Annotated in this window: 20 protein-coding genes and 1 pseudogene; 13 read left to right on the top strand and 8 right to left on the bottom strand. The window is 71.3% G+C overall.

All coding sequences use genetic code 11. The features are described 5' to 3' along the window. Positions 1-42 precede the first annotated feature (42 nt). The 5 genes and pseudogenes from LIV37_RS26295 to LIV37_RS26275 all read left to right on the top strand — a co-directional run bounded on the left by LIV37_RS26295 (position 43) and on the right by LIV37_RS26275 (position 4842). On the top strand, positions 43-354 hold the full coding sequence (locus tag LIV37_RS26295) for a hypothetical protein (RefSeq protein ID WP_148717798.1): 312 nt from the start codon (positions 43-45) through the stop codon (positions 352-354). Between the two features lie 165 nt (positions 355-519). Continuing rightward, positions 520-2084: pseudogene (locus tag LIV37_RS26290) on the top strand (alpha/beta hydrolase). A gap of 43 nt (positions 2085-2127) precedes the next feature. Beyond that, positions 2128-2367 carry a hypothetical protein gene (locus tag LIV37_RS26285; protein ID WP_208928764.1) on the top strand — a complete coding sequence of 80 codons (240 nt, stop codon included), beginning with the start codon at positions 2128-2130 and terminating at the stop codon, positions 2365-2367. A 78-nt stretch (positions 2368-2445) separates the two neighbouring features. Further along, positions 2446-3645: an SMI1/KNR4 family protein gene (locus LIV37_RS26280; RefSeq protein ID WP_020870128.1), complete on the top strand. Its 1200-nt coding sequence runs from the start codon at positions 2446-2448 to the stop codon at positions 3643-3645. Between the two features lie 273 nt (positions 3646-3918). Beyond that, positions 3919-4842 (top strand): CPBP family intramembrane glutamic endopeptidase, encoded by a 924-nt coding sequence (locus LIV37_RS26275; RefSeq protein ID WP_020870127.1) that lies wholly within the window; start codon positions 3919-3921, stop codon positions 4840-4842. Positions 4843-4975: 133 nt separating this feature from the next. On the opposite strand, the gene LIV37_RS26270 is transcribed toward LIV37_RS26275, so the two are convergent. Both LIV37_RS26270 and LIV37_RS26265 read right to left on the bottom strand, forming a co-directional pair. Next, positions 4976-5524: a potassium channel family protein gene (locus tag LIV37_RS26270; protein ID WP_121825260.1), complete on the bottom strand. Its 549-nt coding sequence runs from the start codon at positions 5522-5524 to the stop codon at positions 4976-4978. Between the two features lie 107 nt (positions 5525-5631). Then, positions 5632-6999 (bottom strand): DUF6777 domain-containing protein, encoded by a 1368-nt coding sequence (locus LIV37_RS26265; RefSeq protein ID WP_121824491.1) that lies wholly within the window; start codon positions 6997-6999, stop codon positions 5632-5634. A 330-nt stretch (positions 7000-7329) separates the two neighbouring features. Here LIV37_RS26265 and LIV37_RS26260 point away from each other — a divergent pair, with 330 nt between their 5' ends. Continuing rightward, positions 7330-8214: a universal stress protein gene (locus tag LIV37_RS26260; protein ID WP_020870124.1), complete on the top strand. Its 885-nt coding sequence runs from the start codon at positions 7330-7332 to the stop codon at positions 8212-8214. A 157-nt stretch (positions 8215-8371) separates the two neighbouring features. Here LIV37_RS26260 and LIV37_RS26255 read toward each other — a convergent pair whose 3' ends face one another. Next, entirely contained in the window at positions 8372-9397 is a 1026-nt protein-coding gene (locus tag LIV37_RS26255; protein ID WP_020870123.1) for a 6-phosphofructokinase, read from the bottom strand. A 232-nt stretch (positions 9398-9629) separates the two neighbouring features. On the opposite strand from LIV37_RS26255, the gene LIV37_RS26250 reads away from it, so the two are divergent. From LIV37_RS26250 to LIV37_RS26235, 4 genes are all read left to right on the top strand, one after another. Further along, positions 9630-9794 (top strand): hypothetical protein, encoded by a 165-nt coding sequence (locus LIV37_RS26250; RefSeq protein WP_020870122.1) that lies wholly within the window; start codon positions 9630-9632, stop codon positions 9792-9794. A 169-nt stretch (positions 9795-9963) separates the two neighbouring features. Then, positions 9964-10791 (top strand): RNA polymerase sigma factor SigF, encoded by an 828-nt coding sequence (locus LIV37_RS26245; protein ID WP_121824492.1) that lies wholly within the window; start codon positions 9964-9966, stop codon positions 10789-10791. 188 nt (positions 10792-10979) lie between these two features. Beyond that, positions 10980-11810 (top strand): RNA polymerase sigma factor SigF, encoded by an 831-nt coding sequence (locus tag LIV37_RS26240; RefSeq protein WP_020870119.1) that lies wholly within the window; start codon positions 10980-10982, stop codon positions 11808-11810. A gap of 66 nt (positions 11811-11876) precedes the next feature. Then, positions 11877-12704: a hypothetical protein gene (locus tag LIV37_RS26235; protein WP_020870118.1), complete on the top strand. Its 828-nt coding sequence runs from the start codon at positions 11877-11879 to the stop codon at positions 12702-12704. Positions 12705-12792: 88 nt separating this feature from the next. On the opposite strand, the gene LIV37_RS26230 is transcribed toward LIV37_RS26235, so the two are convergent. After that, positions 12793-12996, bottom strand: coding sequence for a hypothetical protein (locus LIV37_RS26230; RefSeq protein WP_020870117.1), 204 nt, complete (start codon positions 12994-12996; stop codon positions 12793-12795). A gap of 211 nt (positions 12997-13207) precedes the next feature. On the opposite strand from LIV37_RS26230, the gene LIV37_RS26225 reads away from it, so the two are divergent. From LIV37_RS26225 to LIV37_RS26215, 3 genes are all read left to right on the top strand, one after another. Then, the gene (locus LIV37_RS26225; protein ID WP_020870116.1) at positions 13208-13696 is read left to right on the top strand and encodes a MarR family winged helix-turn-helix transcriptional regulator; all 489 of its coding nucleotides are present in this window, start codon (positions 13208-13210) and stop codon (positions 13694-13696) included. A 128-nt stretch (positions 13697-13824) separates the two neighbouring features. Then, positions 13825-16344: an MFS transporter gene (locus LIV37_RS26220; RefSeq protein ID WP_476718417.1), complete on the top strand. Its 2520-nt coding sequence runs from the start codon at positions 13825-13827 to the stop codon at positions 16342-16344. Positions 16345-16613: 269 nt separating this feature from the next. Then, on the top strand, positions 16614-17465 hold the full coding sequence (locus tag LIV37_RS26215; protein WP_121825261.1) for a YceI family protein: 852 nt from the start codon (positions 16614-16616) through the stop codon (positions 17463-17465). A 25-nt stretch (positions 17466-17490) separates the two neighbouring features. Here the strand turns inward: LIV37_RS26215 and LIV37_RS26210 are convergent, their stop codons facing one another. The 4 genes from LIV37_RS26210 to LIV37_RS26195 form a co-directional block, all read right to left on the bottom strand. Further along, a complete protein-coding gene (locus LIV37_RS26210) occupies positions 17491-18291 on the bottom strand; it encodes a TetR/AcrR family transcriptional regulator (protein ID WP_020870113.1) in 801 nt (266 codons plus the stop codon). A gap of 81 nt (positions 18292-18372) precedes the next feature. Then, a complete protein-coding gene (locus tag LIV37_RS26205) occupies positions 18373-19896 on the bottom strand; it encodes an MFS transporter (protein WP_020870112.1) in 1524 nt (507 codons plus the stop codon). A gap of 172 nt (positions 19897-20068) precedes the next feature. Then, a complete protein-coding gene (locus tag LIV37_RS26200) occupies positions 20069-22411 on the bottom strand; it encodes a glycosyltransferase family 39 protein (protein ID WP_121824493.1) in 2343 nt (780 codons plus the stop codon). Next, positions 22408-23706: a bifunctional glycosyltransferase family 2/GtrA family protein gene (locus tag LIV37_RS26195; RefSeq protein WP_121825262.1), complete on the bottom strand. Its 1299-nt coding sequence runs from the start codon at positions 23704-23706 to the stop codon at positions 22408-22410. Before LIV37_RS26195 ends, LIV37_RS26200 begins: the two co-directional genes overlap by 4 nt. Between the last annotated feature and the right edge of the window lie 14 nt (positions 23707-23720).

Here is a 23720-nt window from a genome sequence, read left to right as displayed (position 1 = left end):
GGGCCGATGTGCCTGCCGGGCCGCCCGAACAGACTCGTGTCCGTGCCGAGACGACCGAACACCAGACGAAGAAACGCGATGCGCAAGGGTGGCTATGTGGCCCTTGAGGCAGTCGGGATGGTCATCACAGTCCTGGCCGCCCAAGCGATGATCCGCGCTTTGCTCAACCCGGACTCCGAGCCGCTGTGGGGCATCCTCAACGGGGTTCCCGGCGGCCTCACCGGCCAGATGATCGTCCTCGGATTCATCGCGCTCGTCGCCATGGTGTCCGGTGGCTGGGCACACACGCGCAAGGAACCGACCGCCGAGCGGCCCGGAAACTCCGGAGGAATCCGCGACCGGGGAACGACCTGACGCCCATCCGGGACACGACGGACCCACACCTGCGGCAGATGCGCCGGCGCGCCCGGGGAGAGCACCCGCCGTCCACGCGCTCGGCCCGGCCGCCCACGACTTTCGGCGCCCCGTACGCCCTCGTACGCCCCCGTACCTCCTCCCGCCCCCTCAGGAAGACATCAGATGCGCAGAAAAACCTTGTCCCTCGCCCTCGCCGCGACCACGGTGGCGGCGACCGCGGTGGCGCTGACCGTGATTCCGGAAGTGTCGGTGGCGACGCCGGACACGGCGGCGGCGACGCCGGAGACCGTGCGGTGGGGCCCGTGCTCGGAGAAGGCCGACTCATCCCGCAAGGCCGACTCATCCCGTAAGACCGACTCATCTCGTAAGGCCGACTCACCCCGTCTCGAGTGCTCGACGCTGAAAGTCCCGCTGGACTACCGCGATCCCGACGGCCGTCAGATAGAGATCGCGATCTCCCGGCTGGCGAGCAAAAACCCCTCGCAACGCCGCGGTGTGCTGCTGACCAATCCAGGCGGCCCCGGCATCACAGGGCTCGGCTACCCGGCCGTCCTCGCCGCCTCGAAGCTGCCGCAGAAGGTGCTGGACTCCTACGACGTGATCGGCTTCGACCCGCGCGGTGTCGGCCGCAGCACGCCGGTGACCTGCGACCTGACGCCGGAACAGCGGAACCGCGGCAACTTGCCGCCGTACGCGCACACCGCGGCCGATGTCGCGCGGGCGGCGGGGAACGCGCGGACCGTCGCCAAGCAGTGCGCCACCTCGCGGACGGCGTGGATGCTGCCGCACACCACCACCGCGAACACCGCGCGCGACATGGACCGGATCCGGACGGTGCTGGGCGAGCCGAAGCTCTCCTACCTCGGTGGGTCCTACGGCTCCTACCTCGGCGCGGTGTACACGACGCTGTTCCCGGGGCGCAGCGACCGGATCGTGCTCGACAGCAACCTGAGCCCCGGCGGTTACGACGTCACGGCCATGCGGTCGCTCGCCCGTGGAATGGAGGACCGGTTCCCGGACTTCGCGGCGTTCGCGGCCGCGCACCCCGAGTACGGTCTGGGCACCACACCGGAGCAGGTGACCGCGAAGTTCTTCGAGCTCGCGAAGCGACTGGAGGCGAAGCCGGTCCGGGGCATCGACGCGACGTTGTCCGCGGAATCACCTTTGACCGCCTCTACAGCGACGCGTCCATGCCCTTGGTGGCCGAGATGTGGCAGGCGCTCGACAAGGATCGGCCGCTGCCGCCCGACACCCCGCCGTCGATGGAGGGCATGGAGAACTTCATGGCCGCCCGGTTTTATGTCATGTGTGGTGATTCGCGCTGGCCGGGCACGGTCCGGGAGTATCAGCGCGATGTCGCGGTCGACCGGCTGAGGTACCCGATGCTGGGCGGGTCCGCGGCAAGCATCGGACCGTGCGCGTTCTGGCCGGACGAGCGGGTCGAGCCGCCGGTGCGCATCGGCGGCCGGGGCCCGTCGAACGTGCTCATGGTGCAGAACGAGCGCGACCCGGGGACACCGCTGGCCGGCGCCAAGAAGCTGCGGCGGGCCTTCGGGAAGCGGGCCACGATGGTGACGGCCGACCAGGGCGGACACGGCGTCTATCCATACGGCCCCAACACGTGCGCGAACGACGCGGTGACGGCATTCCTGACCGGCGGACAGCGCCCGGCGCAGGACCTCGCCTGCCCGGCGAAGCCTGACAGCCCGCCCAGCCACACGAGTTGAGAGATCCCCGGTAGGTACATCCATGTCCGAGTCGACAGTTTCCGTGTCTGAGCGGCTCGTGGCGGCCGAGCCGCCCGCCGGGGCGGGGACTGGTGGTCGACGCCTCGCGCCGGCGTTCGGCGACGTCCAGTCCATGCTGCGCCACCCCGATACCCTGGCCGATCCCGTGCTGTTGAAACGAGCCGTCGCCGCCAACAGCGCGGGCGGGCGCGACCTCGATGGCTGGGCTGGGCGGGGCGGGGCGGGGCGGGGCGGGGCGGACAAGAACGGTACCGCCCCGTAGTCCGGTCGGACGCGTAACCGCGTAACACCGCGGAACAGCGACGATGTAGGTCCGACCATCCGATCCGGAGGACCACACGTGACCTTGGACATCGCCGCGTTCACCACCCCCGGCCCGGAGCGGCCGCCCGCGTCGCTCCCCGTCGACTGGGCAGCGGTCGAGGCGTGGCTGGGGGTGGCGCTGCCGGACGACTACAAGCGGTTGGCCGACGCCTACGGGCCACTGGACTTCGGCGAGTTCGTATGGATCCACGTGCCGTGCGTCCAGGCGGAACGTTTCGACTACGGGAACTGGCTGCGCGACACGCACCGCGAGGCCCGTATCGAGAGCCGCGAGCTGCCGGAGTCGGAGCGGCCGGCCTTCCACCCGGCCCCCGGCGGACTCCTCGCCTGGGGCGAAACCCGCGGGAGCGACGTGCTGTTCTGGGACACCTCCGTCTCAGAGGATCCCAACGAGTGGACCGTGGTCGTCCTCCACGCGGGGCCCGTCCCCGGCAGCGGCCTCCTCCCCTGGCACCGGTACGACCTCACACTCACCGGCTACCTGCGGCACATGGTCCGTGAGACCTGGGAACTCCCCTCCCCGCCCGGCCCCTTGATGGGCCCGCTGCCCGGCACCGTCGCCCGCACCGCCTTTCTGCCGGAGGCCGGGCCCTGGACGCCGCCCGAGCCCACGGTTCCCCGCCTCACCGACGCCGAACGCCACGCCGCCCTGGAAACCGGCACCGGGCTGGATGCCCTGCGCCTGCTGTCCCCGCCCCCCGAAGCGCCGTACCTGGGCGGCGGCACCTGGGAGGGGCTCTTCGAGGAGCTGGGCACGCGGCTGCCACGGGAATACCTGGCCCTCCTGGACCTGTACGGCGCCGGGTGCTGGAGCGGCTGGCTGCGCTTCCACACCCCGCTGCGCCCGGCCGGCCTGGGCTTCGTCCGGCACGTCGAGTCCACCCTGGACGGCTACGGGCAGCTCAAGGAGGAGTACCCGGAGGACTTTCCCCTCGCGAGGTGGCCCGAGCCCGGCGGCTTTCTGCCCTTCGCCAACTCCATCGACGGCGACTACCTGGGCTGGATCACCGACGGCGACGACCCCGACGGCTGGCCCCTCATCGTCTGGCCCCGCCACGCCCGGCAGGACCGGCCGTGGGACCGCGGCCTCGTCGACGCGCTCCTCGCCTGGCAGCGCGGCACCTTCGCCACCGCGGGGCTGGCAGCGCTGGACGAGGACGACGACCCCGTCGAATGCGCGGGGTTCGAGCCCTGGGACGACCGCGCCTACTGGTGAGCCGCCCGTTCGCGGGATCAACGGTGTGCTCGTTTCCGAACAGCGCCGTGGAAGGCCCCTTGGGATGGACGTACGGCTCGACTTGTGCTCGCCCGCCGGGTGGGCCCGGTCACCGCGCAGGGCTGAACCGTCCTGGCGCACCTCTCCCGTTGTCCCCCGTGCGAGCTACACGCGATTGTCCACCTCGGGGGCACGTTCCAGGGTGCCCCCTGCTCATAGCGTTCCCATCGATGCAGGGGCGGCCGGGCCGCTGGTCAACGAGGGAGTAGTGTCATGTCGCTCTGGAACGCACAGGCAGCGCAGTGGGTGAAGCGCCAGTTCTCGCAGTCACCGTTCGAGCCAACGCGCCGGGTGTGGCCGACCGGGGTGCGGCTTGCGGTGATGGTGGTGCTGTTCGTCCTGGTGACGGGATTCGCTGCGGGGATGAGGGGCGTGGCGGGCGACAACCCGGTGCTGTCCCTGCTGTTCGGCGCGGCGGCCGTGGTGATCGCCCTGACGGTCTACGCGGCGGCGGTACGGTTCCTCGAACAGCGCCCCGCGTCCGACCTGGACACCACCGTGGCCGGGTCCGGCCTACGCATCGGCATCCCCGTCGGCCTCGGGCTCTTCGTCGCGACGTTCGCGTTGATCGCCCTGTTCGGCGGATACAGCACGAAGGGCGGGGTGTCCGTCGGCGGCGCGGTGACCCTTTTCGGGATGATGGCGGGGGTCGCGGTCGTCGAGGAACTCCTCTTCCGCGGCACCGTCTTCCGTCTCGTCGAGGATCTCGCCGGTACGCGGGGTGCGTTGGCCATCTCGGGCCTGCTGTTCGGAGCCATTCACCTGGTCAACCCCGGTGCCACCGTGTGGGGCTCGCTGGCCATCGCCATCGAGGCCGGCCTGATGCTCGGCGCAGCCTACGCGGCCACCCGCACCCTGTGGCTGCCGATCGGCCTGCACTTCGCCTGGAACTTCGCCCAGAGTGGCATCTTCGGCATCACGGCCTCCGGCAACGAGGACTTGCCCGGCGGCCTGGTCCACGGCGTGCTGTCCGGCCCCGACGTGATCAGCGGAGGCGGCTTCGGTCCGGACGCCAGTGTCTTCGCCATCCTCGTCTGCGCCGTCCCCACGGTCATATTCCTGAGCATGGCCAAGCGTCGAGGCCGCCTCTACACCCGCCGCCAGCTCCAGTCCGCGAGGACGTCCGCATTCTCCTGACCACCGCGGCCGTCGCGGCCACGGACCCCGGCCACCGATCCGAAGAGCGCCTACGGAAGATTTCCGCAGGCGCTCTTGCCTTGCGGTACGGCAACGACTTTCTGAGCGGTTCGCTTCGGCGGGGGCACGGGCCTCAGCTCCGTTCTCCCGGTCGGGGTTCCCCGTAGCCGCGTGTGAGATCGTCGCCACCGCCGTGCCGTCCGCCGCGCGAGGCGATCATCCCCTCCAGGCGGTCGAAGCGTGCGTACAGCGCCTCGGCGTCCGCCGAGAGCCGCCGCTCACCGCCGAGGAGGCGGTCATGGGCCCCCTGGGTCAAGCGGTGCTGCCGCTTCTGTTCGCGGCCGACGAACCAGGCGGCGATGGCCGCGGTGATCATGCCGTAGGCCGTGATGCCGACGAACATCACCACGCAGGCGATCAGCCGCCCCCAGAGCGTGACCGGGTAGAAGTCGCCGTAGCCGACCGTGGTCGCGGTTTCGACCGACCACCACAGGGCCTTGGGGTAGCTGGTGAGGTTCGCCGAGGGGGCGCCGCGCTCGGCCGCTACGGCGGCGTACGAGCCGAGCAGCATGGTCACGCCGAGGACGAGCGTGGCCACGACGGCCGCCTGGGTGTGCAGCGGCCGGTCCGCGCGGCCGAGCAGCAGCCTGATCGTCCTGGTCAGGAACGCGGGCAGAACCATGGTCACCATGCTGCCGCCGGGCGGTGCGCGGAGCGCGCCCGGCGTCCGTTCGGTTGCGCCGAACGGACGCCGTCACGGCCGGGCCGGGGCCGGGGTGGCCCCGGTGGTCAGGGGCCGGACGGGGGCGGCTGCTGCGGGGGCTGTTGCTGGTTGGGGTCGGGCTGGGGCTGCTGGGGCGGGGGCTGGTTCGGGGGCTGCTGGGGCGGGGGCTGGTTCGGGGGCGGCTGGTTGGGCGGGGGCTGGTTCGGAGGGGGCTGGTTCGGAGGGGGCTGGGGCGGCGGAGGCGGGTTCGGCGGCGGCTGGTTGGGGGGCGGCTGGTTCGGAGGGGGCTGCGGCTGCGGCTGCTGCTGCTGGCCCGGGTCCGACGGCTGGTCCTGCGGCTGCTGCTGACCGGGATCCGACGGCTGGTCCTGCGGCTGCTGCTGACCGGGATCCGACGGCTGGTCCTGCGGCTGCTGCTGGCCCGGGTCCGAGGGCTGGTCCTGCGGCTGCTGCTGGTTCGGATCCGTCGGCTCGTCGGAGGGCTGCGACTGCTGCGAGGGGGTCCCGGACGGGCGCTCGGTCTCCAGCGGGGTGAACCGGTCCGACGGCTTCATGGTGACCTTAGGCGCCTCCCGCAGCCGCGGGGCGTGCTGCTCGCCCGGCATCGCCAGGAACGAGGGGTAGTCGGCGCGGGCCAGCACGGTGTCCCGCGGGTCGCCGCTGCCGTCGCCGTCACCGAGCGGGCGCTTCAGCAGTTCGGCCTTGCCGATGCCCACCAGGACGAGGTGCTTGGCGTTCTTCGTGGCCGGTCGGATGACGGTCACCGTGCTCCGGGAGAAACCGTTCCACTCGGGCCCGGTGAAGGTCGGCTTGGTGTTGCGCGGCGGGGCCGAGACCCTTACGGGATTTCCGGAGTCGCACTTCACGACGGGCAGACCGCGCTCATCGACGAAAACCGCCGTTCCGGCCTGGAGAACGGCGGACACCGGCTTCACCCCACCGCGGTAGCCGTAGGTCTTCGCGTAGGTGTCGGAGCGCAGGGTGACGCTCGTGAGCCTGTTGACGAAATCGGGGATACCGTCGGGCGATATGTGCTGGACCTTGCTCCAGGCGGCGCCCCTCTGCTTGTCGGCGTCGAGGTCGTGGAGCAAGCCCTGCCGGTCACAGGGCTGCCGGTTCCGGACCCCGGCGTAGAGACCGGGGGTGTCGCCGCGGAAGGCACGGCCTCCGTTGGAGGGCGAGACCACGTGTTTGCGGTCCCGGCCCACGGAGGAGGTGAACGCGGGGACCGAGGTCTTTCCGACGGGTTCCCGCCGGTATTCGACCGTCGAGGCATATCCGGGGGCTTCTCCCGGCGCCTCTTTGGTGGCTTTCCCGGATGCCTTTTCGGAGGAGGAGACCATCCCAAGGACCACCACGACGGCGACCACGACGACGAAACCGACGACGAATGCTGAACGACGCGAGGTGAGGTGCCATGAGATTGAGCGCATTTCCCTCTCCTTCCCTTACCTCGCCCCCCATCCTGCGCTCGCTCCGCACACCCCCGCTTCCCCCGAAACCTTGACATCTCACCCCACTTTTGGGGGGCTTGGGCCGCGTTTGCCCGTCGCCACTCGCAGAACCGCCCCCGGTCCGGGGTACACCCGGGCCGGGGGCGGTCACTACCCCTCGCGGTCTGTGCGCGGCGGATCCTCCGACCATGTCGGATCTTCGCCGCGTATCTAGACTAAACGGACGTGCTCCAGTTGGCAGCGGAACGGACCGGAGATACGGACCTCAGTGACGGATCCGAGTGACGGACGGCAGCCGAGGAGGACCCGATGAGCGGCCCTGTCGTGGCGGGGGTCGACGGCTCCCGGCGCAGCCTTACGGCGGCCGAGTGGGCCGCGCGGGAGGCGGCGCGGCGCGGGGTCGCGCTGCGCCTCGTGCACGCCTGTCCGCCGCTGCCGCGCAGGGTCTCGCCGGTGCCCGGGGTGGACGCCTGGCAGAACGTGGGCGAGCAGATGCTCGGGCAGACCGTGGCCGACTTCCGGGCGCGCCTTCCGGAGCTCGGGATCGACGGTGAGCACACCGCCGCCGAACCGGCCGAGGCCCTGCTCACGGCCGCCGCGAGCGCCGGGCTGCTGGTGGTCGGGGCCCGGGGCTGGGGCGGCTTCGAGGGGCTGGCGGTGGGCTCCGTGGCCCTGCGGGTGGCGGCGATGGCGGACTGCCCCGTCGTCACGGTGCCGGATGAGCGCCGTACGGGTGCCGGGTGGGACGGTACGGACGCGGACGAGGTGCAGCTCGGCTTCGACGCGCACGCCCCGGCGGAGGCGCCGGCCGCCTTCGCGTTCCGCGCCGCCCAGGAGCGGGGCGTCCCGCTGCGGGTGGTGCACGCCTGGGCGCTGCCCCCGGCCTCCCCGTCGGCCTGGATGCTCACGGTGCTGGAGGAGGACCGCGCGATGTGGGAGGACCAGGAGAGCCAGGTGGTCTCCGACGCCCTGCGGCCGTGGCGGGAGGGCTGCCCCGAGGTCACCGTGGTGCCGGATGTCGTTCTGCTCAATCCGGCGGAGGCACTGGTCAGAGCCTCGGAGCGGGCCGGGCTGCTGGTGATCGGGCGCCGTACGGCCACCCGGCCCACCCAGCTGCGGCTGGGGCCGGTGGCCCATGCGGTGCTGCACCACGCCCACTGCCCGGTGACGGTCGTACCGCACCCCGGCCCCTGAGCCGCCGCCCTCCCGCACGACGGAGCCCTGAGCCCGCCCTCCCGCACGCCCGGAACCCTGAGCCCGCCTCCCCGCGCACCTGAGCCCTGAGCCACCTCCCGCGTCCCCGCACACCGCACCCCGCGCCCGCGCCCCGCATACCGCACCCCGCAGGCGCTCAGCCGAAGAACACCCCGAATTCCGAGTACAGCGCGGGATCGACGCCCTTGGTGCCCACCGTGGCCTCCGCGAGCGGTATCCGCACGATGTCCGTGCCGCGCAGCGCCACCATCGTGCCGAAGTCCCGGTCCTTGACCGTGTCGATCGCGCGCAGCCCGAAGCGGGTGGCCAGCCAGCGGTCGAAGGCGCTGGGCGTCCCACCGCGCTGGATATGGCCCAGGACCGTGGTGCGGGCCTCCTTGCCGGTGTGATCGGCGATCTCGTGGGACAGCCACTCGCCGATACCGGACAGCCGGACATGGCCGAACTCGTCCAGGCTGGAGTCCTTGACCACCATCTGGCCCTCCTTCGGCACGGCCCCCTCCGCGACCACCACGATCGGCGCATATCTGATCGTGAAGCGGTTCTCCACCCAGGCGCAGACCTGGTCGATGTCGAAGGGCTGCTCGGGGATCAGGATGACGTTGGCACCGCCCGCTATGCCCGAGTGGAGGGCGATCCAGCCGGAGTGCCGCCCCATGACCTCGACGACCAGGGTGCGGGTGTGGGACTCGGCGGTGGTGTGCAGCCGGTCGATCGCCTCGGTGGCGATATTGACGGCGGTGTCGAAGCCGAAGGTGTAGTCGGTGCCCGCCACATCGTTGTCGATCGTCTTGGGCACCCCGACCACCTGGATGCCCTCGCCCGCCAGCGCCGCGGCGACCCCGAGCGTGTCCTCGCCGCCGATCGCGATGAGCGCGTCCACCTCGTACTCGGCGAGTGTCTCCCGCACCCGGTCGACCCCGTCCTCGCCGGCCAGGGGGTTGGTCCGGGAGGAGCCGAGGATGGTGCCGCCGCGCGGCAGGATGCCGCGCACGGCCGGGACGTCCAGCGGCACGATGGCTCCTTCGAGCGCGCCGCGCCAGCCGTCCCGCACTCCGACGAACTCGAAGCCGTGGACCTCCACGCCCTTCCGGACGATGCCGCGGATCGCGGCGTTGAGCCCGGGGCAGTCACCGCCGCCGGTCAGCACACCGACACGCATCTCCGCTCCCTCCGCCGGCGGCGCGAGCCGCTGCCGTCGCCGCTCCTTCCGGCGCCACTCTTGCCACCCCCCTCTTTCTCCAGAATCCACCCATATGTAGCGCGGTGCCCACAGCGGCGTAGGGGTGTCCCCACAACACCGGTCCGTTCATCCGACTGATACGACTGATGCGCCAGAGGTGTGGATAGACTCTCGCAACTGCACAAGGGCACAGCGGGGAGAGGCAGCACAGATGGCCCAGGCGAAGAAAATCGTGCTCTATATGCTGATCGTCTTCGTGCTGTACACGATCATCAAGACGCCGGCCCGGGCAGCCGACCTCGTCCAGGTCGGTTTCGAGGGCATATCGGACGCCGCCAAGAGCGTCGGCGAGTTCATGACGGAACTGACCAACTAGCCTCGCGCGCTTCCCGTTCCCGCCCTCGAACCCACGCTCCCCTCGGCTCCTTATCGGGCGATTTCTCCACCAACACGTGGTAAAGCGGTGCTTGCACACAGTGCACATGTCTTGTGATGCTATGACCGCTTTTGCCGGGTGAGAACATCGTGAAGGGGTGGCGTGACCCGTGTCGGCTCGTACCGCGCCCAGAACCCCGCCCCAGGGCGATGGCGGCAGCGAAAGCGGCAGAAGCCGCGGGGCTGACGCCAGAGCGCTCACCCAGGTGCTCTTCGCCGAGCTCTCGGGCCTCACCCCCGGAACCCCCGAGCACGCCCGCGTGCGCGCCGCGCTCATCGAGGCCAATCTGCCGCTGGTCCGCTACGCCGCGGCCCGCTTCCGCAGCCGCAACGAGCCCATGGAGGACGTGATCCAGGTCGGCACCATCGGCCTGATCAACGCGATCGACCGGTTCGACCCGGACCGCGGGGTGCAGTTCCCGACCTTCGCCATGCCGACCGTCGTGGGCGAGATCAAGCGCTACTTCCGCGACAACGTCCGCACCGTCCACGTCCCGCGCCGGTTGCACGAGCTATGGGTACAGGTCAACGGCGCGACCGAGGATCTGACCGTGCTGCACGGCCGCTCCCCGACGACGGCCGAGATCGCCGAACGGCTCAAGCTCAGCGAGGAGGAGGTGCTGGCCTGCATCGAGGCGGGCCGCTCGTACCACGCCACCTCCCTGGAGGCCGCCCAGGAGGGCGACGGACTGCCCGGTCTTGTCGACCGGCTCGGCTACGAGGATCCCGCGCTCGCCGGAGTCGAGCACCGCGATCTGGTGCGCCATCTGCTCGTACAACTGCCCGAGCGCGAACAGCGTATCCTTTTGCTCCGTTACTACAGCAACTTGACGCAATCGCAGATCAGCGCCGAGCTCGGCGTCTCCCAGATGCATGTGTCCCGGCTGCTGTCCCGGAGCTTCGCCCGGCTGAGATCCGCGAACCGGATCGAGTCCTGATCCTTGCGAGGGACCTCCGCCCAGAGGCCTCAAGGCTGTAATGTCGACATGGCGCTACAGCGTGTTGCCGACATGTGACATTCTGCAGGAACCGCGTTTGCCGCGGCCCGACCTCCGGTATTCAGGGGGAGGCTGCGTCGGACGCGAACCGCGCAGCTGGGATCCGTCCGCGACCTCTAGGGGGTGGCATGTCCGTAGAACTGGGCAGCTCGAAGGTGCTCAACAACGACGCACCGCTCATGCCTGACGACTGCGACGCCATCGACACCCGCACCCTCTCCCGCTCCCTCTTCCTGCGGCTCGCCACACTCGACAAGGACAGTGCGGAAGCCGGCTATGTCCGTGACACCCTCATCGAGCTGAACCTCCCGCTCGTCCGTTACGCCGCGGCCCGGTTCCGCAGCCGTAACGAGCCGATGGAGGACATCGTCCAGGTCGGCACCATCGGCCTGATCAAGGCGATCGACCGCTTCGACTGCGAACGCGGCGTGGAGTTCCCGACGTTCGCCATGCCGACCGTCGTGGGCGAGATCAAGCGGTTCTTCCGCGACACCAGTTGGTCGGTGCGGGTCCCGCGGCGGCTCCAGGAGCTGCGCCTGGCCCTCACCAAGGCCAGTGACGAGCTGTCACAGAAGCTCGACCGCTCCCCGACCGTCACCGAGCTCGCCACGGCGCTGGGCGTCTCCGAGGAGGACGTGGTCGACGGGCTCGCGGTGGGCAATGCCTACACGGCCAGCTCGCTGGACTCCCCGTCCCCCGAGGACGACGGCGGCGAGGGGTCGCTCGCCGACCGGCTGGGGTACGAGGACAGCGCGCTGGAGGGCGTGGAGTACCGCGAGTCGCTCAAGCCCCTGCTGGCCAAACTGCCGCCGCGGGAGCGCCAGATCATCATGCTGCGCTTCTTCGCCAATATGACGCAGTCGCAAATCGGCGAAGAGGTCGGGATCTCCCAGATGCACGTCTCCCGGCTGCTCACCCGGACCCTGGCCCAGCTGCGCGAGGGCCTGATCTCGGACTGAGCCGCCACTGGCCGGTCCCCTGCCGGATCCCTGTACACCTGACGGGCCGTCAGCCACACTGGCCCGATGCGATACGCATGGAGCCGGACAACGGGCCGCCGAGGCACGGCGATCGCCTCCTCGGCGGCCGCGCTGTGCCTGGGGGCACTCCTCAGCGGCTGCGGCGGTGGCGGCGACGGCTATGTGGCCGCCGGAGCGGCCGGACCCGATGGCCGGCGGGCCGCGAGCGCCGTGCCGCCCAAGGGCGACGTCGACCTCGTGCCCCTGGACGAGGACGGCGCGGACAACGATGGCGACGGTAAGGGCGGCACGGACGGGAAGCGCGATCGGGGCGCGGCCGGACCCGAGGCCACCACGGACGGCGGATCGGACGGACCGGCCTCGCGGGCGCCCTCGGCATCCGCGAAGGCCCCCGGCCGTACGGACGGCTCAGGCGGCCCGGGCGACGGGAAGGGCGGCCCCGGGACCCCGGGGCGTACGGACGACGGCCCCAAGGGCGACGACGGCCCCAAGGGCGACGAACCCGGCGAGCCCTCGCCCTCCGGCTCCGGTTCGGACCCCTCCGGCACCCCCGCGCCCACCGGACCGGCCGCCCTCAAGGTCGGCAAGCCGGAGCGCACGGCGACCGATGAGCGCTGGTGCGAGAAGGTGAAGGTCGAGTTCCGTAACACCGGAGGAGCGCCGGTCGCCTCGGGCACCGTCACCTTCGGGACGCATGTGATCGACGCGCTCGGCATCGACTGGGCCACGCTGGAGTCCAAGGAAGAGCTGCCCGCGCCGATCGGCGCGGGGCAGAAGAAGGAGAAGACCTGGACGGTGTGCGTGGACGACTGGCGGGTGCCGCTGGGCATGCATATCGAGACACAGGACATCTCGGTCAGCTGGAAGCCGTAAGGCCGGTCCGGCAGCCGTAAGGGGCGCGGGAGCTCAGGGCTCCCCGAGGGAGCTCAGACCCCCGCGGTGAGCGTCAGGGCTTCGTGGCTCAGCCCAGCGCCAGCCAGGCCACCGCCGCGACGATCACGACCGCCGCGATCACACCGACGATCAGGCCGACGCGCGAACCGCCGCCGCCCGATCCGGTGGACGTCTGAGGCTGCCGAGTGCCCTCGTCGACGAAGGCGCGGAACATCTGGGTGGAGCCGGCCGGGTCCTGATTCCCGTTGGGGCTCTGGGGGTTGTTCGCCATGAGCCCCGACCCTAGCGAACGAGCGGATTCCGGGACACCCCCGGGTCTCAGCAGCCCCTTGCACCTCAGCCGCCCCGCTTGACCGACTCCAGGCCGACTCTTTAACGGCAATTTACCGCCCAGACCGCCCTTTCATTTGCCTGTAGCAACTAACTTCTTCTATGGTTGCCTTAAGCAACTGACCATTCCGACCAATCCCACTGGGGGCGCCGTGGCCGCGCAGCGCCACTATGAGGAGCTGGCCCGGCAGCTCAGCGCCATCGGCACCGTCAAGCGCGGGCTCGGGCGCGTCCTGCCGGCCGACTGCCCGTCGGGCTCCGCCATCGTCCTGATGCTCCTCGACCGCTACGGCGAGATGCGCATGAGCAAGCTCGCCGAGCTGCTCGCCATCGACATGTCGGTGACCAGCCGGCATGTGGCGCATGTCGCGAACCGCGGCTGGGTGGACCGCACGCCCGACCCGCTCGACCGGCGGTCGCGGCTGCTGAGCATCAACCCCAGCGGTCGAGCACTGCTCGGTCAGGTCTCCGAGCGCTACACGGACGCGCTCGCCAGCTGTCTGAGCGACTGGTCGGACGAGGACGTCGACCGCCTCAATGAACTTCTCGCCCGGTTGCGGTCGAGCTTCGGGGACACCCGTTCCCGGACTCTGCCGCAGCAGGCGGAGACCAGCATCACCCGTACACCTTCGCAACGTTAAGGAACTTCATGGCAACGACCACACCGGACGGCGGTGTGCGGGGACCCGCGGGGCACCCCGCCCACGCCAAGCACGGCGGAGGAGGCCACAGAGGCCAGCACGGCCACGACGCGGACTCCTCGGCGCCGATGACCCACCGGCAGATCATGGAGGCGCTCTCCGGGCTGCTGCTGGGGATGTTCGTCGCGATCCTGTCGTCGACGATCGTCTCCAACGCGCTGCCCGAGATCATCTCCGATCTCCACGGCGGTCAGTCCGCCTACACCTGGGTCGTCACCGCCACCCTGCTGGCCATGACCGCGGCCACCCCGCTGTGGGGCAAGCTCTCCGACCTCTTCAGCAAGAAGCTGCTGGTCCAGATCGCCCTGCTGATCTACGTCGCCGGCTCCGTGGTGGCCGGTCTGTCGCAGAACCCCGGCATGCTGATCGCCTGCCGTGTGGTGCAGGGCATCGGCGTCGGCGGTCTGTCCGCCCTCGCCCAGGTCGTCATGGCGGCGATGATCTCCCCGCGTGAGCGCGGCCGTTACAGCGGCTACCTCGGCGCGACCTTCGCCGTCGCGACGGTCGGCGGTCCGCTGCTGGGCGGCGTGATCACCGACACCGAATGGCTGGGCTGGCGCTGGTGCTTCTACGTCGGCGTGCCGTTCGCCGTCATCGCGCTGATCGTCCTCCAGAAGACCCTGAAGCTCCCGGTGGTGAAGCGGGACGTCAAGGTCGACTGGGGCGGCGCCTTCTTCATCAGCGCCGCGGTCTCGCTGCTGCTGATCTGGATCACCTTCGCGGGCGACAAGTACGACTGGATCTCGTGGCAGACCTACGCGATGGTCGGCGGTTCGATCGCGCTCGGTCTGATCTTCCTGCTGATCGAGTCCAAGGCGAGCGAGCCGATCATCCCGCTGCGGCTGTTCCGCAACAAGACGATCACCCTCGCCTCGCTGGCGTCGCTCTTCGTCGGTATCGCGATGTTCTCCGGCACCGTCTTCTTCAGCCAGTACTTCCAGCTGGCGCGCGGTGAGACGCCCACGATGTCCGGCGTCATGACCATCCCGATGATCGGTGGCCTGTTCATCTCCTCGACCGTTTCCGGTCAGGTCATCACCAAGACCGGTCGTTGGAAGGCCTGGCTGGTCATCGGCGGTGTGCTGGTGACCGCGGGTCTCGGGCTGCTGGGCACCATCCGGTACGACACCCCGTACTGGCACATGGCGATCTACATGGCGCTCATGGGCCTCGGCATCGGCATGATGATGCAGAACCTGGTGCTGGCCACCCAGAACCAGGTGGCCCCGCAGGACCTCGGCGCGGCCAGTGCCGTCGTCACCTTCTTCCGCTCCCTGGGCGGCGCGGTGGGCGTCTCGGCGCTCGGCGCGGTGCTCGCCAACCGCGTCACCCACTACGTCAAGGACGGCCTGGCCGACCTCGGCCCCAAGGGCGCCGCGCTGGGCCACGGCGGCACCGGCGGCGGTGGCATCCCCAACGTCAAGGCGCTGCCCGAGCCGCTGCGCACGATCATGGAAACCGCCTACGGCCACGGTGTCGCGAACGTCTTCCTCTCCGCCGCCCCGGCCGCGTTCCTCGGTCTGCTGCTGACCCTGTTCATCAAGGAGGTCGCCCTGAAGACCAACTCCGGCTCCCAGCAGGCCGCCACGGCCACCTCGGACGCCCCGGCCGCCGACGCGGCCCCGGCCGACGCGATGGCGGCCACGGCCGCCACCGGGCAGGTCGCCGACCTCGAGCCCGCGCTCGTGGGCGCCCCGGCCGCCGAGAGCTACGAGCCGGACGCAGGCGGTGTCCTCGCGGCCACCGCCCCACGGACGGCCATCGCTCCGCAGCGCCTTGCGGCCTTCGCCTCCGCCGGGGGCGACGGCGCGGACCGTCAGCCCCGGCAGGGTGTGCACGGCTTCGTGCGGAACGCGGAGGGCGGCCCCGTCGCCCGCGCCGCGGTGACGCTGATCTCGCTCGCCGGGCGGCAGCTGGGCCGTTCGGTGGCGCACCCCGACGGCTCGTACGCCCTGGACGCGCCGGGCTCCGGCTCGTACGTCCTGATCGCGGCGGCCGACGGCCACCAGCCGCAGGCGTCCACGGTCGTGGTCGGGGACGAGCCGCTCGGCTTCGACATCGTCCTGTCGGCCACCAGCGGTCTGGTGGGCACCGTGCGCGGTGCCGCCGACGGCCGGCCGGTGGACGCGGCGATGGTCGTGGTCACCGATGTCCGCGGTGAGGTGCTGGCCACCGGGAAGACCGGTGAGCAGGGCGACTTCGGCTTCGAGGAGTTGGTCTCCGGGACCTTCACGGTCGCGGTGAACGCGCCGGGCTACCGGCCCGCGGCCCTGCCCGTCGAGGTGGGGGCCCAGGGGCTGACCCGGGTGGAGATAGCCCTGCAGGCCGGCGCCCGGGTGCAGGGCATAGTCCGGGCCGGTGCCGACCGGCGGCCGCTGCCCGACGCGCGGGTCACCCTCGTGGACTCGGCCGGGAACGTGGTCGCCACCGCCACCACCGGTGAGGACGGCGCGTACGCCTTCACCGACCTGGACGCGGGCGACTACACGGTCATCGCGAGCGGCTACCCGCCGGTCGCGGGGGCGCTGACGGTCTCCGGGCCCGGCGTCGACGGCCACGACGTGGAACTCGCCCACCCGGGCGAGTGACGGAACCCCGGGCCCGGGGCGCGCAAGAGCGGAGTCGCGCCCCGGGTCCGGCCCGGGTGGCGGATTTCTCGGCCGGACCCGGAACCCGGATCCCGGCGGCGGTGTAGTGAAGGCAGGGGACGGCCTGACGCCGCCGCCCGGATCCGGTGCACAGACACGACGAGCACGACGAGTACGACGAGTACGACCAGCACGGCGAGTACGACCGCGCCGGGCGACATGAGCGACACGAGCAACACGGCGACACCCGAGCGGGAGCGAAACGCGGCATGACGACCACAGGAGCAGGAGCAGGCGGGGGAGCGGGACTGCGGGCCCGGATCCACACCCGCGACGGCTGGGCGGTCCAGCACGCGGTGCTGACCGTCACCGATATGACGGGCGCCCAGGTGCTGCGCGCGCAGGCCGACACGGACGGCGCCGTGCGGACCGAAGAGCCGCTGCCGCCGGGGGCTTACACGATCATCGCCACCGCGGTCGGCTACGCCCCGGTCGCGTCCACGGCGATCGTCACGGCCTCCGGGCGGGCCGACGTGGGCACGGTGGTGCTGGCGCGCCAGGGCGGGGTGGAGCTTCCGCCGCCCGGGGCGTGGACGATCGACCCGGCGCATTCGACGGTGGCCGCGGTCGCCCAGCACCTGGGGATCTCCAGCGTCCACGGCCGGTTCACGGAGTTCGGCGGGCGGATCGAGGTCGCCGAGGACATCGAGAAGTCGCGCGTCGAGGCGGTCATGCGGGCCGCCAGCATCGACACCGGCAACACGATGCGGGACGGCCACCTGAAGTCGCCCGACTTCCTCAATGTGGAGGAGTTCCCGGAGCTGACGTACCGGAGCACGCATCTGAGCGCGGCCGGGGCCGACCGCTGGACGGTCCACGGCGAGCTGTCGATGCACGGCGTGGTCCGGGACGTGGACCTGGACCTGACGTACCTGGGCACGGGCCCCGACCCCTGGGGCGGGGTGCGGGCGGCCTTCCGGGCCGTCGCCGAGCTGCGCCGCGAGGACTTCGCGATGAACTACAACCAGGTGGTCGCGGCGGGCATCGCGGCGATCGGCACCACCCTGCGGGTCGAGCTGGACATACAGGCGGTGCAGGGCGAGCAGCTCCCCACGGCCTGAGTCCCGGCCCGGCCGCCGCCGCGCGTTATCGCTCCCTCAGGGCTTCGATACCGGCGATCGCGAGATCCAGGGCGAAGGTGAAGTCGCGGTCCTGCATCTCCTGGACCGTGGTGCCGCCGCGAGCCTCCATGATCTTCCGCGCCTCGTCGAACTCCATACGGTCCTCGACCGCGCCCATCATCTCGTGGAACAGCTCTTCCTGAGTGGCTCCCGCCGCCCGGCAGCGGGCGGTGAAGCGGCCCTCGATCGTGCCGAAGCCGTAGACGAACTGATAGACGAGGGCCAGCGCGCTGGTGATCCTGTCGTCCGGCAGTCCGCTGTTGCGCATCACGGCCAGCGCGGCGCTCTGGAAGCTCACCGCGTTGGGCCCGATGTTGAGGTACTCCCCCAGCAGCGCCGACAGCCAGGGATGGCGCGCCAGCACCCGCCGGTACTCGGAGGCGAGCTGGCGCAGCTGCTCATGCCAGTCCCGCGGCTCGGCCGGGGCGTGCTCGAGGCCTTCGACGGGGCCGACCGCCCCGACGGGGCCGACGGCCTCGATGGGCAGCGCTATCTCGCCCATGGCCGCGTCGAGGGCGAGTTCGAGCAGATGGTCCTTGGTCTCCACGTACCAGTAGACCGACATGGCGGTCACCCCGAGCTCCGCCGCGAGCCGTCGCATCGAGAAACCCGAAAGCCCCTCGGCGTCCAGCAGCCGCATCGTCGCCGCGACGATCTTCAGATGGTCGAGCCCGACGGGCTGCTGGTCGCCCTTGCGCTTGGTGGTTTTACGCTCGGAGAGCCAGACGCTGGACCGCGGGGGGACGGTGCGGCTGCCGGTTGCCATGGCGGCGCCTCTCTTTCTCCGATGAGCTGGCGCCACATACGGCCCGGGACCGGGCACGCGGCACCTCACTACCTGAAGATGCTATGCCGCCCGGGCCTCCTGTGAAGATCGTTCGGCCCTGCTGAGCAGCAGCGCGGCCAGCACTCCACCCGCCAGCACGGCCGCCGCGCCGACCAGCTGGCTGGTCTCCACACCCGAGGCGAAGGCGTCCGCGACGGCCTCGCGGTCCTCGGGGGTACGGGCGGCGGCGAGGGCGGCCGGGAGCGAGCCCGCTCCGGTGGCGACCGCGGGCAGCAGCGAGCCGAAGCGGGAGTTGAGCACGGCGCCGAGGACGGCGACGCCGAGCCCGTTGCCGCATTCGGTGAGCGTGCCGTTGACGCCCGCGCCCACCCCCGCCTTCTCCGGCGGGATGGCCGACATGATGGCGTTCGCCATCGCGGGCATGGCCAGCGCGATACCGGACCCCATCACCACCAGCCCGAAGAGCATTCCGCCATAGCCGTGGGCGCCGAGCGTCGCGACGGCGGCGAGACCGGCCGCGAGCAGCCCCATCCCGCCGACGATGGTCACCGGCGTCCCGAGCTTCGGCAGCAGCCGCGCGCCGACACCGGTGAGGTTGAGCGCGACGATCACCAGCGCGAGGGGCGCGGTGCGCAGCCCCGCGTCCAGCGCGTCATAGCCGAGCACGAACTGCAGATGCTGGGTGAGCAGGAAGAGCGAACCGCCCATCCCGAAGGCCACCAGGATGCCGCCCGCCACCGCGCCCACGAACCGGCGGTTGCGGAAGAAGTGCATGTCCAGCATCGGATACGGGATATGACGCTCCCACAGCGCGAATCCGGTCATCACCGTGATGCCGATGAAGGCGGACAGGAGCACCCGGCCCGAAGTCCAGCCGTGCTCCGGCCCGGAGATGATCGCGAAGACGATGCCGGTCATGCCGACCGTGGACAGCAGCGCGCCGAGCAGATCGGGGCGGTCGCTGGTCGGCGCCTTCGACTCCGGCACCAGCCAGACCACGGCCACCAGCCCGAGCAGCGCCACCGGGATATTGATCAGGAAGATCGAGCCCCACCAGAAGTGCTCCAGCAGCGAGCCGCCGATCAGCGGCCCCGCGGCGAAGCCGAGCGAGCCGACCGCGCCCCACAGCCCGATGGCCTTGGCCCGTTCGCCCTCGTCGAAGACCTGCACCACGACGGCGAGCGTCGTGGTCATCAGCAGCGCCCCGCCGATCCCCATGCCCGCGCGGGCGGCGATCAGCTGGCCGGAGTCCTGCGCCATCGATGCCGCGAAGGAGCCGATGCCGAACAGGGCGAGCCCGGCGACCAGCAGCTTCTTCCGCCCGTAGCGGTCGGCGGCGCTGCCCGCGGTGAGCAGCAGCCCCGACTGGACCAGCGAATACGCGTTGATCATCCACTGGATGTCGGCGGTGCGGGCATCCATCTCCCTGGCCAGGGAGGGCACCGCCACATTGAGGATCGTGTTGTCCAGCAACACGGTGAGCTGGGCGAGGCAGATCACGGCGAGGATCAGCCAGCGCTGAGGATGGCCACCCTGGGACTGATCGGGTGGCGCGGAGGCGGCGTCGGCGGTCGAGACCGTCATGGGGACTCCAGGCGGGTCTTCTACGGTGCATGACGATGGGCTGGCCCTTACACCGTACAAGTAGCGCTGTACGCCGTACAGCGAATTATGTGCGCGCGTCGCATACGCGTACGGGCCGGTGATCGCGGGGGTGAACCCGCGACCACCGGCCCGTACCGACGGGACTCCGGAATCAGCCGGAGGACTTCGAGGACGCCGACGCCTTCGCCGACGCCTTCTGGGTCAGGTCGTAGAGCGTGGCACTGCCCACGGTGACCTTCTTGTAGGTGGCCTCGATCCAGGAGGTGATCTGGGACGAGGTCCCCTGGCCGCCGCCCGGCCCGCCGCCCATGCCGGTGCCCGAGGAGATGAAGTAGTGGATCCTGCCCTGCTTCACATACTCCTTGAACTGGGCGAGCGTCGGGGACGGGTCGCTGCCGTTGAAGCCGCCGATGGCCATCACGGGCTTCCCGGTGGCGAGTTGGTAGCTCGCGGCGTTCTGGGAGCCGATCGCCGCGGCCGCCCAGGTGTAGTCGTCGGCGTTCTTCTCCAGCTTCGCCTCCACATCGGCGTCGACCTGCTGACCGTCGAGCAGTCCGCCCATGCCGCCGCCACGGCGACCGCCCTCGCCCACGCCGCCGCCGGGCAGCATGCCCGGCCGGCCGTTCTGCCCCTGGCCGCCCTGGGCGTTGCCCGTGCCGTTGCGCGGGGACTGGCCGCCGCCCGGGAAGCCCCCGCCGGGGAAGCCGTTCTGGCCGCCGCCCGGCTGGCCGCCGCCGTTGCCACCGCCGGTGCCGCCGCCCGGCATGCCCTGCTGACCGCCCTGACCCTGACCGCCCTGCTGACCGCCCTGCTGGTTGCCCTGACCCTGGCCCTGCCCCTGCTGGCCCGCGCCCTGGCGTCCGTTCCGCATGCCCGGCGGACCGCCCCGGCCGCCGCCCGGGAAGCCGCCGCCGGGGCCGCCCATACCGCCCGCCACGGACGGACCGGCCGTCACGATGGAGCCGTGCTTCGGGGTGTCGACCGTGTTGAGCGTGTACGCGACCGGCCCGGCCAGCCCCGCCGCGAGGCCGAGGCCCGCCGCGGCCAGTGCCGCCCTCCGGCCCAGGCGCACCGTCAGCAGCAGCCCGGCCGCCGCCGCGAGCCCGCCGATCAGCACCGCCCAGCGCAGCCAGGGGTGCCAGTCCGGCGACCGCCCCAGCAGGGCGTACGACAGGTACGCGGTGACCGCGACCGTGACGGCCAGCACCGCCGAGGCCGCCGCCCCCGTCCGGCCGCCCTCGTTCCGCCGCTCCCAGAGCAGGGCCGCGCCCATGCCCACGAGCGCCGCGATATAGGGCGCCAGCGCGATGTTGTAGTACTGGTGGAAGATCCCGGACATGAAGCTGAAGGTGGCGAACGTCATCAGCAGCGCCCCGCCCCACACCAGGAACGCCGCGCGTTGGGTGTCGGTGCGCTTCGCCCGCCAGGTCAGCCAGATCCCCGCCGCCAGCAGGATGAACGCCGCGGGCAGCAGCCAGGCGATCTGACCGCCCATGTCGGAGCCGAAGAGCCGGTCGATCCCGGTCTCGCCCCACCGGCCGCCACCGCCACCGCCACCGCCCGGGCCGCCCCCGCCGACGCTGCCGGTCTCATTGCCGTTGATCCGGCCCAGCCCGTTGTAGCCGAAGGTCAGTTCCAGGAAGCTGTTGTGCTGCGAACCGCCGATGTACGGGCGCGAGGACGCCGGCCACAGCTCGACGATCGCGACCCACCAGCCGCCGGAGACCACCATCGCGAGCCCCGCGAGCAGCAGCTGCCCGATCCGCCGGCCGAACTTCGGCGGGGCGCACACCGCGTACACCACCGCGAGCGGCGGCAGGATCAGCCACGCCTGGAGCGTCTTGGTGAGGAAGCCGAGGCCGAAGCAGACCCCGGCCAGCACCAGCCACTTGGTGCGCGCGTCCTCCAGGGCGCGCAGCACGCAGTAGATCGCCGAGACCATCAGCAGGCACAGCAGCGCGTCGGGGTTGTTGAAGCGGAACATCAGCGCCGCGACCGGGGTCACCGCGAGCGCCGCGCCCGCGATAAGCCCGGCGGCCGCGCCGAACCTGCGCCGTACGGCCGCGTACAGCACTCCGACCGTCGCGACGCCCATCAGGGCCTCGGGGGCGAGGACCGCCCAGGAGGAGAGGCCGAAGAGCCGCACCGACAGGGCCATCGGCCACAGCGCGGCCGGGGGCTTGTCGACGGTGATGGAGTTCGCGGCGTCGGAGGAGCCGAAGAAGAACGCCTTCCAGCTCTCGCCGCCCGCCTGCACGGCGGCCGAGTAGAACTGGTTGGCGTAGCCGGACGCGCCCAGGCTCCACAGGTAGAGCACGGTGGTGGCGGCCAGCAGGGCCCACAGGGCGGGCCGCGCCCAGCGCGGGTCCTCCGGCCGTCCTCTCCAGGCCCGCGCCAGCCGCGAGCCACCGGGGGTCCGCGGCCCCGGCCGGGGAGCGGCGGCGGGGGTCGGCGGCGGTCCGGCTTCGCGGGTGCCGTAGTCGTAGGTGGTCATCGATCGGTCCTCGGGTCGTGGTCGGTCGTGGCCCCGCTGTCCGACGGGAAGACCCAGGCCCGGAAGAGCAGGAAGCGCAGTACGGTCGCGGCGAGGTTCGCCGCGATCAGCACGGCCAGTTCGGTGCCGTGCGAGGCGGTGCCTGGGACGGCGTCCAGGGCGGCGAGGGAGCCGCTGGTCAGCACGAGGCCGATGCCGAAGACGACCAGCCCCTGGGCCTGGTGGCGCATCGCGCGGTCCCGGCCACGTACGCCGAAGGTGAGCCTCCGGTTGGCCGCGGTGTTGCCGAGCGCCGACAGCAGCAGCGCCAGCGCGTTGGCCACCTGCGGGCCGGTGCCCGTCCGGAAGAGGGAGTACAGCAGCAGATAGACCAGTGTGCTCAGCGCGCCGACCACACAGAACCCGACCAGCTGGCGGGCCAGGCCCTTCGGCACCCCGCTCAGCTCCCGGTCGCGCGGATCGTCGCCGAACGGACGGCGCACCCGGTCCAGCGGCAGCGCACCGGTGGCCAGCGCGCGCCCCACCCGCCACACACCTTTGAGGTCCTCGGTGGCCGTCTTCACGATGTGGACCGTGCTATTGGGGTCGTCCACCCAGTCCACCGGCACCTCGTGGATGCGCAGCCCGGCCCGCTCGGCCAGCACCAGCATCTCGGTGTCGAAGAACCACCCGGTGTCCTCGACCAGGGGCAGCAGCCGCTCCGCGACGTCCTTACGGATCGCTTTGAATCCGCACTGGGCGTCGGAGAAGCGGGCCGCCAGGCTGCCGCGCAGAATCAGGTTGTACGCCCGCGAGATGAACTCCCGCTTGGTCCCGCGCACCACCCGTGAACTGCGGGACAGCCGCGATCCGATCGCCAGGTCGGAGTGCCCGGAGATCAGCGGGGCCACCAGCGGCAGCAGCGCCTTGAGGTCCGTGGACAGATCGACGTCCATATAGGCGAGCACGGGAGCCTCGGACAGCGACCACACGGTGCGCAGCGCCCGCCCGCGCCCCTTCTGCTCCAGCCGGACCGCCGTCACCTCCTCGATGCTCTCGTCCAGGTAGGCCGCGAGGTCGGGCGTGCGGTCCGTACTGGCGTTGTCGGCGATGGTGATCCGGAAGCCGTACGGGAAGGTGCGGGCCAGATGGTCGTGCAGCCGTCGTACGCACCGCTCGAGGTCCGCTTCCTCGTTGTAGACGGGGATGACGACGTCCAGCACCGGACGGCCGCGCACGACCGTCACCGGCCCGCGCACGGGCAAGGTTTGGAGAGGTGTCTCGGGCGGAGCCCCGAGAGGGGTGTCGGTTCGCATGAGGTCGACGGTCG

It is taken from the genome of Streptomyces rapamycinicus NRRL 5491 (genome assembly GCF_024298965.1).
Classification (GTDB): domain Bacteria; phylum Actinomycetota; class Actinomycetes; order Streptomycetales; family Streptomycetaceae; genus Streptomyces; species Streptomyces rapamycinicus.
Note: the sequence above shows the minus strand (reverse complement) of the source record. Positions and strands in the feature narration are given on the sequence as shown.

Excerpts from the sequence above, each read along its gene's own strand:
- LIV37_RS26265 (WP_121824491.1), bottom strand. The coding sequence starts at position 6,999 with ATGCGCTCAATCTCATGGCACCTCACCTCGCGTCGTTCAGCATTCGTC.
- LIV37_RS26250 (WP_020870122.1), top strand. The coding sequence starts at position 9,630 with ATGGCCCAGGCGAAGAAAATCGTGCTCTATATGCTGATCGTCTTCGTG.
- LIV37_RS26260 (WP_020870124.1), top strand. The coding sequence starts at position 7,330 with ATGAGCGGCCCTGTCGTGGCGGGGGTCGACGGCTCCCGGCGCAGCCTT.
- LIV37_RS26275 (WP_020870127.1), top strand. The coding sequence starts at position 3,919 with ATGTCGCTCTGGAACGCACAGGCAGCGCAGTGGGTGAAGCGCCAGTTC.
- LIV37_RS26230 (WP_020870117.1), bottom strand. The coding sequence starts at position 12,996 with ATGGCGAACAACCCCCAGAGCCCCAACGGGAATCAGGACCCGGCCGGC.
- LIV37_RS26210 (WP_020870113.1), bottom strand. The coding sequence starts at position 18,291 with ATGGCAACCGGCAGCCGCACCGTCCCCCCGCGGTCCAGCGTCTGGCTC.
- LIV37_RS26195 (WP_121825262.1), bottom strand. The coding sequence starts at position 23,706 with ATGCGAACCGACACCCCTCTCGGGGCTCCGCCCGAGACACCTCTCCAA.
- LIV37_RS26240 (WP_020870119.1), top strand. The coding sequence starts at position 10,980 with ATGTCCGTAGAACTGGGCAGCTCGAAGGTGCTCAACAACGACGCACCG.
- LIV37_RS26255 (WP_020870123.1), bottom strand. The coding sequence starts at position 9,397 with ATGCGTGTCGGTGTGCTGACCGGCGGCGGTGACTGCCCCGGGCTCAAC.
- LIV37_RS26220 (WP_476718417.1), top strand. The coding sequence starts at position 13,825 with ATGACCCACCGGCAGATCATGGAGGCGCTCTCCGGGCTGCTGCTGGGG.
- LIV37_RS26200 (WP_121824493.1), bottom strand. The coding sequence starts at position 22,411 with ATGACCACCTACGACTACGGCACCCGCGAAGCCGGACCGCCGCCGACC.
- LIV37_RS26215 (WP_121825261.1), top strand. The coding sequence starts at position 16,614 with ATGACGACCACAGGAGCAGGAGCAGGCGGGGGAGCGGGACTGCGGGCC.
- LIV37_RS26205 (WP_020870112.1), bottom strand. The coding sequence starts at position 19,896 with ATGACGGTCTCGACCGCCGACGCCGCCTCCGCGCCACCCGATCAGTCC.
- LIV37_RS26270 (WP_121825260.1), bottom strand. The coding sequence starts at position 5,524 with ATGGTTCTGCCCGCGTTCCTGACCAGGACGATCAGGCTGCTGCTCGGC.
- LIV37_RS26235 (WP_020870118.1), top strand. The coding sequence starts at position 11,877 with ATGCGATACGCATGGAGCCGGACAACGGGCCGCCGAGGCACGGCGATC.